Origin of the sequence: Dorea sp. MB18-49 (assembly GCF_023669465.1) — a bacterium.
Lineage (GTDB): Bacteria > Bacillota > Clostridia > Lachnospirales > Lachnospiraceae > Dorea_A > Dorea_A longicatena.
This window is the reverse complement of sequence record NZ_JAMOYX010000001.1, coordinates 265,979-284,039: the sequence shown is the minus strand read 5'-3', so window position 1 is coordinate 284,039 and position 18,061 is coordinate 265,979. Positions and strand designations below refer to the sequence as shown.

Annotated in this window: 16 protein-coding genes; all 16 read right to left on the bottom strand. The window is 44.4% G+C overall.

The window, feature by feature from the left end; all coding sequences use genetic code 11:
• Nucleotides 1–15 precede the first annotated feature (15 nt).
• Nucleotides 16–534 (bottom strand): stage III sporulation protein AB, encoded by a 519-nt coding sequence (locus tag NCY30_RS01460; protein ID WP_006427566.1) that lies wholly within the window; start codon nucleotides 532–534, stop codon nucleotides 16–18.
• Nucleotides 531–1,478 carry a stage III sporulation protein AA gene (gene spoIIIAA / locus NCY30_RS01455; RefSeq protein ID WP_055181897.1) on the bottom strand — a complete coding sequence of 316 codons (948 nt, stop codon included), beginning with the start codon at nucleotides 1,476–1,478 and terminating at the stop codon, nucleotides 531–533. Before spoIIIAA ends, NCY30_RS01460 begins: the two co-directional genes overlap by 4 nt.
• A 451-nt stretch (nucleotides 1,479–1,929) precedes the next feature.
• Nucleotides 1,930–4,017: a polyribonucleotide nucleotidyltransferase gene (locus tag NCY30_RS01450; RefSeq protein WP_250818412.1), complete on the bottom strand. Its 2,088-nt coding sequence runs from the start codon at nucleotides 4,015–4,017 to the stop codon at nucleotides 1,930–1,932.
• A gap of 339 nt (nucleotides 4,018–4,356) precedes the next feature.
• Nucleotides 4,357–4,623, bottom strand: a complete 267-nt coding sequence (rpsO, locus tag NCY30_RS01445) for a 30S ribosomal protein S15 (protein ID WP_006427570.1) — start codon at nucleotides 4,621–4,623, stop codon at nucleotides 4,357–4,359.
• 129 nt (nucleotides 4,624–4,752) lie between these two features.
• Entirely contained in the window at nucleotides 4,753–5,676 is a 924-nt protein-coding gene (locus NCY30_RS01440; RefSeq protein WP_006427571.1) for a bifunctional riboflavin kinase/FAD synthetase, read from the bottom strand.
• Nucleotides 5,677–5,693: 17 nt separating this feature from the next.
• Nucleotides 5,694–6,593, bottom strand: coding sequence for a tRNA pseudouridine(55) synthase TruB (truB, locus tag NCY30_RS01435; protein ID WP_130096286.1), 900 nt, complete (start codon nucleotides 6,591–6,593; stop codon nucleotides 5,694–5,696).
• 3 nt (nucleotides 6,594–6,596) lie between these two features.
• The gene (locus NCY30_RS01430; RefSeq protein WP_195369214.1) at nucleotides 6,597–7,568 is read right to left on the bottom strand and encodes a DHH family phosphoesterase; all 972 of its coding nucleotides are present in this window, start codon (nucleotides 7,566–7,568) and stop codon (nucleotides 6,597–6,599) included.
• A complete protein-coding gene (gene rbfA / locus NCY30_RS01425) occupies nucleotides 7,558–7,944 on the bottom strand; it encodes a 30S ribosome-binding factor RbfA (protein WP_006427574.1) in 387 nt (128 codons plus the stop codon). The genes NCY30_RS01430 and rbfA overlap by 11 nt, the downstream gene beginning before the upstream one ends.
• A 12-nt stretch (nucleotides 7,945–7,956) precedes the next feature.
• Nucleotides 7,957–10,500: a translation initiation factor IF-2 gene (gene infB, locus NCY30_RS01420; RefSeq protein WP_081019563.1), complete on the bottom strand. Its 2,544-nt coding sequence runs from the start codon at nucleotides 10,498–10,500 to the stop codon at nucleotides 7,957–7,959.
• A gap of 14 nt (nucleotides 10,501–10,514) precedes the next feature.
• Nucleotides 10,515–10,838, bottom strand: a complete 324-nt coding sequence (locus tag NCY30_RS01415) for a L7Ae/L30e/S12e/Gadd45 family ribosomal protein (protein ID WP_044920021.1) — start codon at nucleotides 10,836–10,838, stop codon at nucleotides 10,515–10,517.
• Complete coding sequence (gene rnpM / locus NCY30_RS01410; RefSeq protein WP_006427577.1) at nucleotides 10,825–11,079, bottom strand: RNase P modulator RnpM; 255 nt, start codon at nucleotides 11,077–11,079, stop codon at nucleotides 10,825–10,827. The genes NCY30_RS01415 and rnpM overlap by 14 nt, the downstream gene beginning before the upstream one ends.
• Nucleotides 11,080–11,113: 34 nt before the next feature.
• Nucleotides 11,114–12,313 carry a transcription termination factor NusA gene (gene nusA, locus NCY30_RS01405; protein WP_055214134.1) on the bottom strand — a complete coding sequence of 400 codons (1,200 nt, stop codon included), beginning with the start codon at nucleotides 12,311–12,313 and terminating at the stop codon, nucleotides 11,114–11,116.
• Between the two features lie 30 nt (nucleotides 12,314–12,343).
• Nucleotides 12,344–12,811 (bottom strand): ribosome maturation factor RimP, encoded by a 468-nt coding sequence (rimP, locus tag NCY30_RS01400; RefSeq protein ID WP_250818411.1) that lies wholly within the window; start codon nucleotides 12,809–12,811, stop codon nucleotides 12,344–12,346.
• A gap of 190 nt (nucleotides 12,812–13,001) precedes the next feature.
• Nucleotides 13,002–13,838: an NAD(+) diphosphatase gene (gene nudC, locus NCY30_RS01395; protein ID WP_022415535.1), complete on the bottom strand. Its 837-nt coding sequence runs from the start codon at nucleotides 13,836–13,838 to the stop codon at nucleotides 13,002–13,004.
• Between the two features lie 5 nt (nucleotides 13,839–13,843).
• Nucleotides 13,844–16,084 carry a DNA gyrase/topoisomerase IV subunit A gene (locus tag NCY30_RS01390; protein ID WP_250818410.1) on the bottom strand — a complete coding sequence of 747 codons (2,241 nt, stop codon included), beginning with the start codon at nucleotides 16,082–16,084 and terminating at the stop codon, nucleotides 13,844–13,846.
• A 25-nt stretch (nucleotides 16,085–16,109) separates the two neighbouring features.
• Nucleotides 16,110–18,032, bottom strand: a complete 1,923-nt coding sequence (locus NCY30_RS01385) for a DNA gyrase/topoisomerase IV subunit B (protein WP_250818409.1) — start codon at nucleotides 18,030–18,032, stop codon at nucleotides 16,110–16,112.
• Between the last annotated feature and the right edge of the window lie 29 nt (nucleotides 18,033–18,061).

Genomic DNA, 18,061 nt, shown 5'->3' with positions numbered 1-18,061 from the left:
ATACTCTCCCTTTTCTTACAAGAGGATGATTGCCAGAAATACCCCTCCGGTCACTCCGATACATTGATACAGACGGATTTTCTCCTTCTGTTCTGTTCTCATGTCCTCCATTTTCTGCTCCATTTGTTCCAGATACAGATCCAGTGTCCTTACCTGCATCTCGATATCGATTGTTCCCAATTCACCTCCCAGACGGATCAGGCTCTCCAGCATATCCTGTGGGATTCCGATTACCGGCAGATGTGTTCTCGTCTCTTCTTCCCATATTCCCGCCAGACTTGTACCCTGTCTGTTTTCCAGCCGCTCATACAAAGATAACAGCCACATCTTATACGGCTCCTGAGCTTCACTCCCTACACTCAGGAATGCTTCTGGAAGCACCCGTCTGGAATAACGAATCTCACTTCTGATCCGGAAAATTAATTTTCTCAGGTAACGCATCTGCCTGTAACATTCTTCAATTTTCGCCGCCTGCAGCATCCCCCAGCCGCTGCCCGCAAGAATCACCATGACTGCTCCGATTGCCTTTATCATTTTGCCATTTCCATTGCTTCTTTGTAAAGAAGACTGCCCCTGTTATCAAAGATCCCTTCAATCTGTCCTACGTGTGCATTATTTCCAAGTAAAATATACCGTTCAAATCTTCCCTCTCCGATCATCCGGTTGAACAACGGTTTCTTTCTTAATTCTTCCATAGACTCAGCATGTACTGTTGCCAGCATCTTACACCCACAGTGCATCGCATATTCAATGGCATGTACATCTTCCGGTGTCCCGATCTCGTCCACTGCGATCACCTGCGGTCCCATTGAACGGATCAGCATGATCATTCCCTCCGCTTTCGGGCAGCCGTCCAGAATATCCGTCCGGATTCCCAGATGATTCTGTGCCACGCCCATATAGCAGCCACCGATCTCCGAACGTTCATCCACCACTCCTACCGCAAGCCCCGGAATCCAGGAATTTCCTTCCGATATCTGACGGATCAAATCTCTTAACATCGTGGTCTTTCCACATCCCGGCGGTGATACGATTAATGTATGACACAACACCCGGTTACATACAATATAAGGAAATACCGCATCGGCGCATCCGATCATCTCATGCGCCACACGGATATTCACCGAAGAAATGTATTTCAGGTTCTTTACCTTTCCATTTTCCATAATAGCCTGTCCCGATAATCCCACTCTGTGTCCTCCTTCAATTGTAATAAATCCCTGCCGCATCTCCTGTTCACATGCGTAAAGAGAATAATTACTGATGTATTCCAGCATTTCGCGGATATTATCTTTTGTCACCAGGTATGGACGTCTGGCTTTCGCTCCGGGGATAACTTCCGTGTCATGATACAGGAAGATCAGTGGTTTTCCTTCCCGAAGACGAATCTCCTGCAAGTATTCAAATTCCAGCTTTTCCTTTTGTATAATACTTCTGACATCCCATGGCAGGACTTTTAAGATTGTATCTTCTTTCATGTTCATCACCTCTTTACACCCATGTATATGTGGATGGATAGAGATTATGACTGGTATTTTTCTGGGGACGCAAAAAGGTGATATGAAATTTTGTGTTTTGTTTCATATCACCTTTATTCCTATATCCATTTTATACTTCTTATAATCACAAGATTATCCATTATTTTCAAAATTGCTCTTTGTTTGCAGCATTTCTTCTACTTGCTCTTTATCTAGTCCTATAAGTTCACTAATCTGGGCCGAATTCATTCCTCTATCATATAATCTCCTCACCAGACAAATTCTCTCTTCTGCTCTTTCTTCACGTAAACCACTCTCTCATCCTTCACGTCTGACTCAATTTGCCTTATTTTCCAATCTCTTTCCCATACTTTAGTAACAAAAACGCCCCAGGCTTCCACTACCGGAATCCTGGGGCATTCACATTACATCTTATATTAAATTTATAATCTTATTCCGCTACATCCTTCATAGAAAATGAGATTCTTCCCATCTTGTCCTTACCAAGGCATACAACCTTAACAACATCGCCAAGTGTCAGAACGTCTTCTACGCGGTTTACTCTTTCTTTGGAAAGCTTAGAAATGTGTACCATTCCTTCTTTTCCAGGTGCAAATTCAAGGAATGCGCCGAAGTCTTTGATGCTGACAACTTTTCCTTCCAGAACCTGTCCTGCTTCGAAATCTGTTACGATAATGTGGATCAGCTTCTGCGCTTCTTCCATGCTCTTAGCATCTGTTCCGCAGATAGATACGGCACCGTCGTCTGTGATGTCGATCTTCACGCCTGTCTGCTCGATGATCGCGTTGATTGTCTTTCCACGCTGTCCGACTACATCGCCGATCTTCTGTGGATCGATCTGCATCTGAACGATCTTTGGAGCAAATTCTCCAACCTGTGCTCTTGGAGCATCGATTGCTTTATTCATAACTTCATCAATGATGTAAAGTCTTGCTTTTCTTGTCTTAGCGATAGCTTCTTCAATGATCGGTCTTGTCAGTCCATGGATCTTGATATCCATCTGGATCGCTGTGATACCTTTGTGTGTACCGGCTACCTTGAAGTCCATATCTCCGAAGAAGTCTTCGAGTCCCTGAATATCTGTAAGTACAAGATAATCATCATCTGTATCACCTGTAACAAGTCCACATGAGATTCCGGCTACTGCAGCCTTGATCGGTACACCTGCTGACATCAGTGACATAGAAGATGCACATACACTTGCCTGAGAAGTAGAACCATTTGATTCAAATGTCTCAGATACAGTACGGATCGCATATGGGAATTCTGTTTCGCTTGGAAGTACCGGAAGCAGTGCACGCTCTGCCAGTGCTCCATGTCCGATCTCACGACGTCCCGGTCCTCTGGATGGCTTTGTCTCACCTACAGAGTATGATGGGAAGTTGTAGTGGTGCATATATCTCTTTGTTGTCTCTGCTTCATCCAGACCATCCAGTTTCTGAGCTTCAGAAAGTGGTGCCAATGTACAGATGTTGCAGATCTGTGTCTGTCCACGAGTGAACATTGCAGAACCATGTACTCTAGGAATCAAATCAACTTCTGCTGCAAGTGGTCTGATCTGGTCGATCTCTCTTCCGTCCGGACGTTTGTGGTCTTTTAAGATCATCTTACGTACCGTCTTCTTCTGGTACTGGTATACAGCCTCAGGAAGAACTGCAAGCCACTCTTCATTTTCAGCAAATGCTTCTTCTAACTTTTCTGTTACGACACGGATATTTTCTTCTCTTGTCTGTTTATCATCAGAGAATACTGCTACTTCCATCTCTTCCGGAGTAACGATCTCTTTGATTGCTGCAAAGAGTTCTTCCGGAACTGCACAGCTTTCATATTCGTGTTTTGGTTTTCCACACTCTGCTACAATTGTATCGATGAATGCGATTACTTTCTGGTTTAATTCATGTGCCGCAAAGATTGCATCGATCATCTGCTGCTCTGGAACTTCGTTTGCTCCGGCTTCGATCATGATGACTTTCTCTCTTGTAGAAGCAACCGTTAAAGCCATATCAGATACTGCTCTCTGAGCTGCTGTAGGATTGAATACGAATTCTCCGTCTACCAGACCTACCTGTGTAGTAGAGATCGGTCCGTCAAACGGGATATCGGAAATTGTTGTTGCGATTGCTGCACCAAGCATAGCTGTAAGCTCCGGAGCACAGTCCTGATCTACAGATAATACAAGGTTCTCCAGTGTTACATCGTTACGGTAATCCTTTGGGAACAGTGGTCTCATCGGACGGTCGATTACACGGCATGTAAGGATAGCATTTTCAGATGCTTTTCCTTCTCTCTTATTGAATCCTCCAGGAATCTTTCCTACTGCATACATTCTTTCGTTGTATTCCACGCTCAGTGGGAAGAAATCGATTCCGTCTCTTGGCTTCTCTGAAGCAGTTGCTGTACAAAGTACAGTTGTGTCACCGTAATGCATTAATACAGCACCATTTGCCTGTTTTGCAACTCTGCCTACGTCAACTTTTAAAGGTCTTCCGGCGAGTTCCATTTCAAATGTTTTATACATAAATGTTTTCTCCTTTATTTTTCTTTTGTGGTTCAAGATTACCCCGAAACTACTGAAAAACACATTTTTCACTATGCAAATGCCATATAAAGCAGCATTTCTGCATCAAATATACTTTTCAGTGGTCTCGGTGAAGCTTTCCCAATCCACAATCTTAGTTATTATAACATACCCTTACATAAAAAGCTACACCAAAAACACTTACTACTGCAGAAACTGCCACTTCGAAAAGCATCCCCCAAAAATTGCCAGCAAAAAACCTTACAGATAATAACTTTTCACCGATATCAGGCAACGAAAAAGGGACATTCTTCCGAATGTCCCCATAAAAAGCATGAATTATTTTCTTAATCCAAGTTTCTCGATCAGTGCACGATATCTTTCGATGTCTGTCTTCTTCAGGTATGCAAGAAGTCCTCTTCTCTGTCCTACCATCTTAAGAAGTCCTCTTCTTGAGTGGTGATCCTTTGGATTAGCTTTGAAGTGATCTGTGAGATCATTGATTCTTGCTGTCAGGATAGCGATCTGTACTTCCGGTGATCCTGTATCTCCTGCTGTTCTACCATACTGTGCTACGATCTGTTCTTTCTGCTCTTTAGAAATCATGTTTGTTTCCTCCTATATACTCTTAATTAAAACGCCTGATATTAAGTAACGGTTGGAGTTTCCAGTTACCGAACACCGGCTTCAACGTTGCTTAGTATATCATATGAAATTCCTCGTGTAAAGAGAAATTTATACAATTCCGAAATATTCCATTCCTTTTGCAATATCCTTATCGATCTGTCTTTTCAGTGCATCAATTCCGTCAAATTTCTGCTCCGGTCTCCGGAATTTTTTAAGATTAATCCGTACTTTTTCCCCGTATGCATTTCCGGAATATCCGAAAAGAAATGCCTCGATCAACAGCTTCTTTTCTTCTGTCACGGTCGGTTTGATACCGACATTGGCAATTCCCGGATAAGTCTTTCCTTCGATATCTATCTTACAGAAATAGACTCCGTGCGCCGGCACGATCTTTCCTTCCGGCCATGCTACATTCAGCGTCGGGAATCCAAGCGTACGGCCAAGCTGTCTGCCATGTTCAACCGTTCCTTCTACTTCAAACGGATAACCAAGCAGAGTTTCTGCCAGCCCTACATCGCCCTCTTTTACTACTTCTTTTACATAAGTACTGCTGATAATCCGGTCGTGATAACGTTCTTTTTCTATAACGATCAGTTCATAATCATACTGGTCTGCATATTCCGCCAGCATATGCACATCCCCGCGTTTCTCACATCCGAATGTAAAATCTGTCCCTACCACGATATATTTCGCACGAAACAGATCATGGATGATCTCCTGTATAAAATCTTCCGCACTCTTCTGACGAAAAGATTCGGTAAACGGGCATTCGATCAGGTAATCGACCTCATCTTTTACCCTTTCCTGTCGTTCCTCTCCGACCATCAGAAGTTCCGGGGCAATCCCTTTTTCCTTCCATAACGGTCTCATGTCAAACGAACATACGATACTGTTTATATTCTCCTGTTTTCCTAATTCACGGACCTTTGTCACAAGCATCTGATGGCCTCTGTGTAATCCATCGAACTTTCCAAAAGTCACTGCTGCCCTTCCGTTTCCGTTATATTCCGCAAGCTCTCTGATATACTGCATAGTCTTTTCTTCCTCGTTTACTCGTTAAAAAACATCTTGACGATGTGGTATTTTTTTTCTTTCCACTGGTAAATGGCGATGAATTTACCTGATTCATCATACAGACGCACCTGAGTTTCTTCGTCTTGTCCGCATGCCTCTTTTAACATTTTAAGATCCAGAGGATTCCCATTCTTAGCAAATGCCTTCCAATCATCTTTCACCGTGATTTTCGGATAAGACGGGAACATCGCATCGATCGGTACCAGAAGCTCTGCAAGCTTTCCTTCCTGCTTCAAGGTTTCGATTTCATCCAGCGTTTTCGCATCTTCAATCCGGAACGTTGACACCCTTGTACGGATCAGTGATTCCATGCAGCCTCCGCATCCGAGTTTCTCACCTATATCATGACAAAGCGTACGGATGTAGGTCCCTTTCGAACACGATACTTCCATACGGACTTTCGGAAGATCAATCTCAAGAATCTGAATATCCAGGATCTTAACCGGACGTGCTTTTCTCTCTATGACCTTTCCTTCTCTGGCAAGCTCATATAATTTCTTTCCATTTACCTTAAGAGCCGAATACATTGGAGGAATCTGTTCATAATCTCCGATAAATCCTTCAATAGCTTCTCTGACTTTTTCTTCGGTCAGTGCCTCTGTTGACTTTTCTTCCAGAACTTCACCTGTAATATCCTGTGTATCCGTTGTCTTGCCAAGAAGCAACACTGCTTCATATGTCTTGTTCTTGTCAGTCAAAAGATCACAAAGCTTGGTTGCTTTTCCAAGACACACCGGAAGGACACCTGTCGCATCCGGATCAAGTGTCCCTGTATGTCCGATCTTCTTTTGTCCGACGATCCCGCGAAGTTTCGCCACCACATCATGGGATGTAAATCCCTTTTCTTTATACACATTGATAATTCCGTGTATCATAGTTTACTGCTCCTGTGTCTTTTCCAGTTTTTCCATCTGTGCCTCAATCTGTTTGGACAAATTATTCAGCACATCAAACGGTGTTCCCGCCATTGTAAATCCGGATGCCTTCTTATGACCGCCGCCGCCAAAATACTGTGCGATCTTGCTGACATCGATTTTCTCTTTGGAACGGAGGCTTACTTTGAATTCATTCTGTTTCAACTCATACATGAATACAGCAATCTCTACTCCTTCTGTCACGCGAAGCTGGCTTACAATTCCTTCCAGATCTTTTGGTCCCACACCGTAAAAATCCATCACATCTTTCCGAATATAGGACGCGATACCTGTTCCATTTAAAAACAGGATACTTTCCATCAGTGCACGGCCCATCACAAGATTCTGCGCATAAGATTTCGCATAGAATGTATCTTCTATGATCTTTGGTCCGTCAATGCCTTTTTCCAGAAGATTTGCGGCCACCCGGAATGTCTCCGGTCCGGCGCAGGAATACTGGAATACGCCTGTATCATGCACAATTCCAAGGTACAGTGCTTCCGCCACATTTTGGGAAATCTTCTCTTCATCCAGAAGTCCGTATACCAGTTCTGATGTCGAACTTGCTTCCGGAACGATATGATTTACATCTGCAAAGCCGATGTTACTGATATGGTGATCCACACAGAACGTATGCTTTGCTTTATTAAATAACGTTTTAGAATACTCCAGTCTGTCTGTATCCCCGCAGTCCAGGGAAATGAAGAGATCATATACTTTCTCTTCATCATCCACAGACTCCAGGATTGTCTCTGTCCCTTTTAAGAAATGAAACGATTCCGGGATATCTTTCAGATAAATATCCACGGTTTTATCACTGTAGTTTTCACGGATATACTGTCCGAGTCCCACACAGGAACCCACACAGTCTCCATCCGGACGCACATGTCCGCCGATCGCGATCGTGGACACGTTCTCCAATACTTTATTCAGCATCTTCCTCAACACCTTCCGTTTTCAGGTCTTTGGTTACTTCATCAATCTTCTTTGACATATTCACACCATACTCAATGGACTGATCCAGTACAAACTTGATCTCAGGTGTATTACGCAGATTTAGTGTTCTGGCCAGTTCACGACGGATATAGCCTTCTGCACTCTGCAGCCCCTTAATTGTCTGCTCCTGCTCATAAGCATCTCCAAGTACACTGATATATGCCTTACACGTCTTAAGATCCGGTGCAACTTCTGCAGCCACGACCGAAGTCCACGGTGCAACACGCGGGTCTTTTAATCCCCCGCGGATGATGTTCGATAACTCATGCTGCACTTCTGTATTTACTCTTGTATTCTTAATGCTTCTTTTTCTCATTTATATCAACTCCTAGCGTGGAATCTCTACCATCTTGAATGCCTCTACGAGGTCTCCTTCTTTGATGTCATTGAAGTTTGCAAATACGAATCCACATTCGTAACCTGCTTTTACTTCTTTTACATCATCTTTGAATCTCTTCAGAGATGCCAGAGGTCCTTCAAATATTACAATACCGTCACGTGTCAGGCGGACAGAGCAGTCTCTTTCAAATACACCATCCAGAACATAAGATCCTGCAATTGTTCCGACTCCGGAAGCCTTGAATGTCTGACGTACTTCTGCGTGTCCGAGTACCTTCTCCTCAAATACAGGATCCAGCATACCCTTCATAGCTGCTTCTACATCTTCGATTGCATTGTAGATGACACGGTACAGACGGATATCTACACCTTCACGGTCTGCTGTTTCTTTTGCTGTTGCATCCGGACGAACGTTGAATCCGATGATGATCGCATTTGATGCAGAAGCCAGACTTACGTCAGATTCATTGATTGCACCAACGCCACCGTGAATGATCTTAACGACTACTTCATCATTAGACAGCTTCAGTAAGCTCTGTTTGATTGCTTCTACAGATCCCTGTACATCTGCCTTTACTACGATACCAAGTTCTTTTAAGTTGCCTTCCTGAATCTGTGTAAACAGGTCATCCAGAGAAAGTTTAGATTTTGTCTCTTCCAGAAGTTTTACCTTGCTCTGTGAAATGAATGTCTCTGCAAAGTTTCTTGCTTCTTTTTCATTTCCACATCCGACGATAACTTCTCCGGCATTCGGTACATCGTTAAGTCCAAGGATCTCTACCGGTGTAGACGGACCTGCTTCTTTGACTCTTCTTCCCTTGTCATCCATCATGGCTCTTACTTTACCAAATGCAGAACCTGCTGCGATTGGATCTCCGACACGGAGTGTTCCCTTCTGAACCAGGATATTTGCAACGGAACCTCTTCCCTTATCCAGTTTTGCTTCCAGTACAAGACCTCTTGCACGGCGGTTTGGATTGGCTTTTAATTCCATTACTTCTGCTGTTAAAGCAATCATTTCCATCAGATCTTCCAGACCTTCTCCTGTCTTGGCAGATACCGGAACGAAGATTGTGCTTCCACCCCAGTCTTCCGGAATCAGTTCGTATTCTGTCAGTTCCTGTTTTACACGGTCAATGTTGGCACTTGGTTTATCCATCTTGTTGACAGCTACGATGATCTCTACACCTGCAGCTTTTGCATGGTTAATCGCTTCTACTGTCTGCGGCATAACACCATCGTCTGCTGCTACTACGAGAACTGCGATATCTGTAGAGCTTGCTCCACGCATACGCATTGCTGTGAACGCCTCATGTCCCGGAGTATCCAGGAATGTGATCTTCTCTCCGTTGATCTCTACAACATAAGCACCGATGTGCTGTGTGATACCGCCGGCCTCACGGTCGATGACATTTGTATGACGGATTGCATCCAGAAGGGAAGTTTTACCGTGGTCAACGTGACCCATAACGCAGACTACAGGCGGACGTTTCTTCATCTTCTTTTCGTCCTCTTCTTCTTCTTTTAGAAGTTCTTCGATCACGTCTACAACTTCTTCTTTCTCGCAGAGAACGTCGAATTCCAGCGCGATCTCTTCTGCTGTCTCATAATCGATCTCCTGGTTCACCGTAGCAACTTTTCCCTGCATAAAGAGCTTTTTGATAATTACAGACGGAACAATCTTCATCTTATCAGCCAGTTCTTTGATTGTCAGAACCTCTGGGATTGTGATCTGTTTGATCTCTTCCTCTACCTTCTGCTCTTTCTGCTGTGGTTTCTGAAGCTGCTGTTTTGGCTCGTTTTTCTTCTTGCCCTTTGGCATTCTTTCTTCATCATCACGACGATAATCTTTCTTCTTGTGATCGTCTTTTCCCTTGGCATTCTTTCTCTGTGGTTTCTGTCCTTCGATTGCAGGAGCCGGAATGCTTGGGTTGTTCTTTCTGTCATTTCTTCTGTTGTCGTTTCTGTCTCCGAATTTACGTCCCTGTCTGTCATCGCCACGGTTATTGTCTCGTCTGTTATCACGGTCTCCCTGGTTTCTGTCGGAACGTCCGTTCTGCGGGCGGTCTCCTCTCTGGAATCTCTGTCCGCCTCTTCCTTCCTGGCGGTCACCGTTACGTCCGTCTCTTCCGCCACGTCTTTCACCACCACGGTTATTTCTGTTATCGGATCTGTCGTTTCTATCAGATCTTTCATTTCTTTCAGATCTCTCCGGTCTTTCACTTCTTTCCGGACGTCTGTTCTGTGTTCTTTCTGCTGCCGGCTTCTCTGTCCTCTTTGGAGCCTGTGCTTCTTCTGCAGACGCATTCTGTGCTGCAGAACGGTCAGAACGTCTTGCCGGACGGCCGTTATTTACCTGCATCGGTTTTCCCTGTCCGGAATTCTGACGATTTCCTCCGGATCTTCTTCCTTTGTTACCACCGTTCTGTGCATTCTGCGGACGTATTACATGCACGATATTCTTTTTCTTTGGTGTTTCTGATTTTTGTGTATTTTCGTTTGTATTTGTTTCTATATCTTTATTATTTGACATATAATCTGCCTCCTCTATGCAATTGTCTGATTCTCTGTGTCTATATGCTTCCGGATTCCTTTTGCAAATCCCTCATCCAGGATAACCAAAGATGCACGGAACTCTTTTCCCATTGCATGCCCCAATGTATCTTTATCTTTGTAAAAATAGATCGGGACCTGATAAAAGTCACACATGTTCTGAAATTTCTTCTTGGTATTATCGGATGCATCGTCTGCAACGATCACAAGATATGCCCTTCCGGATTTTACTTCTTTCTCCGTACAGAACTCCCCGCTTGCAACCTTGCCGGCTTTCGTGGCAAGACCGATCATAGATAATGCTTTATTCTGACTCAAGTACTTCCATCTCCTTTTCCAGTGCTTCATACACTTCTTTCGGGATAGCCTGCTTAAAGGATCTCTCCAGGCCCTTATTCTTCACTGCTTTTGCAAGGCAGTCACTGTTCGGGCAGAGATAAGCACCGCGTCCGTTCTTTCTTCCTGTTGCATCCAGTAGAAATTCTCCCTCCGATGTGCGGATGACACGAATCATCTCTTTTTTACTCTTCATTTCCTGACATCCTACGCATTTACGCATAGGAACTTTTTTATTTGCTCCCACGAATTATCACCTATTCCTCTGTATCCTCTACTTCATCGAATGTGATCTCTGCGTCGTCATCATCATATTCAGCATCTGCTGTGTTCTCTACATCGAATTCTTCTGCATCGTCATCGTACTCTTCTTCGTATACGCCTTCGCTTAATTCCATGTAGTTCTCCGGAAGTTCACCGGATTCGATTGCCTGTGTCTCATTCTTGATGTCGATCTTATATCCTGTCAGTCTTGCTGCCAGTCTTGCATTCTGACCTTCTTTACCGATAGCCAGTGATAACTGATAATCCGGAACGATAACGCTTGCTGTCTTTTCATCCGGATCAGCCATTACAGAAATAACCTTTGCAGGGCTTAATGCATTCTCGATCAGGATTGCCGGATTGTCACTCCAGTTGATGATGTCGATCTTCTCGCCGCGCAGTTCATTGACGATCGCATTGACTCTGGCTCCGTTCATACCAACACATGCACCGACCGGATCCACATCAGGATCGTTAGACCATACAGCGATCTTTGTTCTGCTTCCTGCTTCTCTTGCGATACTCTTGATCTCTACGATACCGTCCTTTACTTCTGTAACTTCTGATTCAAACAGACGTTTTACAAGTTCCGGATGTGTACGGGATACCAGGATCTTAGGTCCCTTTGTCGTATTCTTTACTTCTACGATATATAATTTGATACGTTCTGTCGGTTTGAAGACCTCACCTTTTACCTGCTCATTCTCTGTCAGCATAGCATCTGCTTTACCAAGGTTGATGCTGACATTCTTTCCAACATAACGCTGTACGATACCTGTCACGATATCTTTTTCTTTTTCAAAATACTGATCGTATACAACCTTACGCTCTTCTTCACGGATCTTCTGTAAGATCAGGTTCTTTGCATTCTGTGTTGCAATACGTCCGAATGATTTGGACTCGATCGGAATATGCACGATATCACCAAGCTCGAACTTGCTGTCGATCTCTTTTGCATCTTCCAGACTGATCTGCTCCAGTTTGTCTTCCACTTTTTCTACAACCGTTTTCTCAGCGTATAACTGATACTCACATGTCTCCTTGTTCATGATCAGTTTGATGTTGTCTGTCTTACCGAAATGGTTCTTACAGGCATTCATCAGTGAATTTTCAATGGCGTCTAACAGTGTCTCTTTACTGATATCTTTCTCTTTCTCCAGTATATTTAACGCTTCTAATAATTCTGTATTCATGGTCTGTTCCTCCTTACTTATCCATGCCGTTTAAAAATCAAATGCTAATCGGATCAGTGCGATCTCGCTTTTTTCAAATGTTTTCTCAGTCTCATCTTCCATCTCGATCGTAACCGTTGTCTCATCGTAATCCTTTAAGATCCCGGTGAATTCCTTCTTTCTGTCGATCATACGGTAGGTTCTGATCTCAACTTCTTCTCCAAGGCTTCTCTTGAAGTCCTTTTCCTTCTTCAGTGGTCTGCCAAGTCCCGGTGAGCTGACTTCCAGAATATACGAATCTTCGATATAATCTTTCTCGTCCAGAATATCGGAAAGTCTGCGGCTTACAACCTCACAGTCATCCACTCCGATTCCACCCGGTTTATCAATATATGCACGAAGGTACCAGTTACTTCCTTCTTTTACATATTCGACATCCACCAGTTCAAATCCATACTCTTCCACGATTGGAAGCAGGATCTCTTCTGTTTTCTGTTCATACATTTCTCTTTTTGACAATCTAAAATCCTCCTTATGCAGACCTTACTTATCTATGTTTCTATATCAGTCGGCACTCTCTTATCTGCACATACTTTGATATGCAACAAAGAAGAGTGAACAATATGTCCACTCTTCTGCCGATTGATTTATGTAACTAAATTAACTATAGCACTGTTCTTTTGTAAAATCAAGGGATTTTGCGTATTTTTTACACTTTTCCGTGTTTGAACGCCATCATCATCTCATTTGTCAGGCTTAAGTCTTCTGCCTCTACCGGCATCTTATCCCGTTCAAACCACTCCGCCATGGCAAGTTCATCGGTATCCAGTGTGATACCGTCCTCCCCGTCCAGTTCACAGAAGAATCCCATCAGCAGCGTATCGGTAAATGACCACGGCTGGCTCTTATAATACCGCAGGTTCTTCACCTTCAGTCCGACCTCTTCCATGACCTCACGCCTTACCGTCTCTTCAATAGATTCGCCTGTTTCATTAAATCCTGCAAGCAGTGCATACTTTTTGTATTCTCTTCCCGCATACTTTGACATCAGAATCTTATCCCCATGTGTGACAGCTATGATCACCGCCGGACAGATCTTCGGGAATTCCATCATACCGCAGTCCGGGCAGCGCATCATACGCTCTTTGTCGTCATGCACCATCGGCTGTCCGCAGTGACCGCAGAACTTCCGCGACTGATACCAGCGGTAAAGCTGCCATCCCGTCACTGCCGCAAACTGTCTGTATTTCGGTCTTGCCTCGCGGAAATACTGATTGTCCTTCAGTTCGAATCCCGGGAAATTCTCCGGGTCAATTCCTTCTGCCAGATAATATCCCTGTCCGTCAATTGAAAAGAGATACGTATACTCTTCATATACATCCGGATTGTAAACTGCCGCCTCTTTAAATGTAAGGAACGAGATCTCCTGATCCTCAATCTTCACCAGGATCTTTCTTCCTTCATAATATAAGATCACGCTGTCTTCCTTTGGCGGATCCGGTACATATTCATTTCTATATACATGTGGTTCTATGTTCTGTATCATATCGTTTACCCTCTGTATTTGGTTCCTGTTCCGTCTCGTTTTGCAAGTTTCAGGCGGTTCAGGGTAACTTCTTTTTCATGGTATGAAATCTTACACTCGGTTCCTTCTTCAAACAGATACACATCTGTCAGTGCATCGTCTTTCTTCAGACGGATGCCGCGCACTCCGATCGCACCTTTCTTCTTCTCCGTCACTTCTGCTGCCGGGAAGCGTAAGAAGAATCCGTCCGTTGTCTGCAGTACGATATGCTGGTTCTCCGTCACAACCTGAATCTTCACGACCTCATCTTCCGGCTGAAGCTTAGTTGCTGTAATGGTACGCTTTGTTACCTGGAATTCCGTTCCTTCGACCTTCTTGATCATCCCCTGCTTTGTGGCAAACAAAAGCTTCGCATACCGCATCTGTTCGGAGTCGCAGATGTACACGATCTCTTCCTGCGTGCTGTCATAATTACTGATATTGTCGATCGGCTGTCCCTTGTCACGGAATTTTCCATATGGGATATCCATCACTTTCACCTGATGCATCTTTCCATCTTTTGTGAAAATGCAGATCTTGCCGGTATTCATGCAGTGCAGGATGTATTTATTCTCATTATCTGCCGCTTCTTTATTACGCTCATAAGTACTTACATCTACCGTCTTCGCATATCCGAAACGGTCCATTAAGAACACAACTTCCTGTTCTTCGACTTTCTTCTCTTCAAATACAGCTTCTTCTGCATTCTCTACAACCGTACGTCTCTTTCTTGCGAATTCCTTCTTGATACGGTCCAGATCTTCCATGATAACTGCTGCCATCGAATCGTAATTATTCAGGATATCTTCATATTTTTCAATCTTAGCCAGCGTCTCTTCATGTTCTTTCTGAAGTGCTTCGATTTCCAGACCGATCAGCTTGTACAGACGCATCTCCAGGATCGCTGTTGCCTGACGCTCTGTAAATCTTAACATTCCCGCCATCTTTTTGGAAATGGAGGACTTGAACTTAATGTTCTCTGTCTCCCCGTTCATCAGACATGCCTTTGCGTCTTTTACATTCTGGCTTCCTCTTAAGATCTCGATGATCAGATCGATCACGTCACAGGCTTTGATCAGACCTTCCTGGATCTCTTTTTTATCCTGCTCTTTCTTAAGTAATGTCTTATATTTTCTCGTCGCCATATCGAACTGGAAGTCTACATGTGCCTCGATGATACGCTTCAGGCCCATGGTCTCCGGTCTTCCGTCCGCAACTGCCAGCATATTAACTCCAAAGGTATCTTCCAGTCGGGTCTTCTTATAGAGCATATTGGTCAGATTCTCTACATCCGCACCTTTCTTCAGGTCAATGACGATACGGATTCCTTCTTTGGACGACTGATTGGAAATATCCACGATGTCTGTTGTCTTCTTGGTCTCTACCAGATTGCAGACATCATTTAAGAATTTCCCGATTCCCGCACCGATCATGGTATAAGGAATCTCTGTGATGACCAGACGTTTCTTTCCGCCCTTCATATCTTCTACTTCAACTTTTCCACGGATTTTGATCTTTCCGGTTCCTGTCTCGTAGATCTCCGGCAGGTCGTCTTTGTTGACCACGATTCCACCTGTCGGGAAATCCGGCCCTTTGATATATTTCATCAGCTGTCTGGTCGTGATCTCCTCATTTTTCATATAAGCTTTGACACCGTCTACAACCTCTCCCAGATTGTGTGTCGGGATACTGGTTGCCATACCGACCGCGATACCTTCCGCACCGTTCACCAAAAGGTTCGGGATACGCACCGGAAGTATGACCGGTTCCTTCTCCGTCTCGTCAAAGTTCGGCATGAAGTCTACAATATCCTTGTCCAGATCAGCCAGATACGCTTCCTGTGTGATCTTCGCAAGTCTCGCCTCAGTATAACGCATTGCGGCTGCACCGTCTCCTTCGATCGAACCGAAGTTACCGTGTCCGTCTACAAGGATCATTCCTTTTTTAAATTCCTGTGCCATGACCACCAGTGCGTCATAGATGGAACTGTCTCCGTGCGGGTGATATTTACCCATGGTATCTCCGACGATACGCGCACATTTACGGTACGGTTTGTCATACCGGATCCCCAGTTCGTGCATATCGTAAAGTGTACGTCTCTGTACTGGTTTCAGTCCGTCTCTTACATCCGGCAGGGCTCTGGCAATGATTACGCTCATTGCATAATCGATATATGATTTTTTCATCACGTCCGAATATTCGGTTCTGATGATCTGTGAATCCTGCATTGTATTTCTCCTATCCTATATATCTCTATATATCAAGTTCCGCTTCTGTCGCATTTTCATAAATAAATGAACGTCTTGGCGGTACTTCTGATCCCATCAGCATCTCGGTTACGCTGGATGCCATTCTTGCGTCTTCAATCTCTACCAGTTTCAGAAGTCTGGTTTTCGGGTTGAGGGTTGTCTCCCACAACTGTTCTGCATCCATCTCTCCCAGACCTTTGTATCTCTGTAAGGTAAATGGACCGTCATGCGTCTTTCTGTATTTTTCCAGTGCTTTATCATCATACAGATATTCTTCCTCGCCTTTCTTCGGCATCGCCTTATAAAGAGGCGGCATCGCAATATAGACATGTCCTTCGAAAATCAGTTCCGGCATAAAGCGGTAGAACAACGTCAAAAGCAGTGTCGAGATATGGGCACCGTCCACGTCGGCATCGGCCATGATGATGATCTTGTCATACCGCAGCTTGCTGATATCAAAGTCATTTCCATATCCTTCGGAAAATCCGCAGCCAAATGCATTGATCATCGTCTTGATCTCTGCATTCGCCAGCACTTTATCGATACTTGCTTTTTCCACGTTCAGGATCTTACCACGGATTGGAAGGATTGCCTGGAACATACGGTCTCTGGCTGTCTTCGCAGACCCCCCGGCAGAGTCTCCCTCTACGATGAAGATCTCACATTTTGATGCATCACGGCTTTCGCAGTTCGCAAGCTTTCCGTTACTGTCAAAGGAATATTTCTGCTTGGTCAGAAGATTCGTCTTCGCACGCTCTTCCGTCTTACGGATCTTTGCCGCCTTCTCCGCACAGCCAATGACTTTCTTAAGCGTCTCCAGATTACGGTCAAAGAAACGGATGATCTCATCGTTCGTGACCTTACTGCAGGCCTTTGCCGCGTCCGGATTGTCAAGCTTGGTCTTCGTCTGACCTTCAAATCTCGGATCCGGGTGCTTGATCGATACGATTGCCGTCATACCGTTACGGATATCGGCTCCGGTAAAGTTTGCATCCTTTTCTTTCAGAATACCAAGTTCTCTTGCATACTGGTTGATCGCCGTTGTAAATGTCGTCTTGAATCCGGTCAGATGCGTTCCTCCTTCTGCATTGTAGATATTGTTACAGAAGCCAAGTACATTTTCATGGAACTCGTTGACGTACTGGAAGGCCACTTCTACTTCGATGCCTTCTGCTTCCCCTTTGAAATACACCGGATCATGTACGACTTCTTTTTTATGATTCAGTTCACGGATGAATCCAAGGATTCCGTCCGGCTCATGATAAATGATCTGTTCCGGGTCTGCTCCCCTTTTATCTTCAAATACGATTTTCAGATCCGGATTCAGATAAGCAGTCTCATGAAGACGGCTCTTTACCTCTTCTGCTTTGAACTTTGTCTTTTCAAATATCGTATCATCCGGAAGAAAATTCACTTTCGTTCCGGTCTTTCTTGTCTTTCCGATCGTCGGCAGTAATCCGTCTTCCAATTCGATCACCGGTTTTCCCTGTTCATACCGGTCATGGTGGATATATCCGTCCCTGCTGATCTGCACATCCATATAGGTAGACAGCGCATTTACAACAGAAGAACCGACACCATGCAAACCTCCGCTGGTCTTGTATGCCGAATCGTCGAATTTTCCGCCCGCATGAAGTGTCGTGTATACCACACGAGCTGCCGATACTCCTGTTGCATGAAGGTCTACCGGTACACCACGTCCGTTATCTGCGATCGTTGCCGAACCGTCTTTTTCCAGTGTCACATGAATCTCGCTGCAATATCCGGCAAGATGCTCATCCACCGCATTATCCACGATCTCATAGATCAGATGGTTCAGACCTTTGGTTGAAACACTTCCTATATACATTCCGGGTCTTTTTCTTACCGCTTCCAGTCCCTCCAGGATCGCGATACTTCCCGCATCATATGTATTCTTTTTCGCCATTCTTTCTATATCCTTTCTCCGTTTCCATC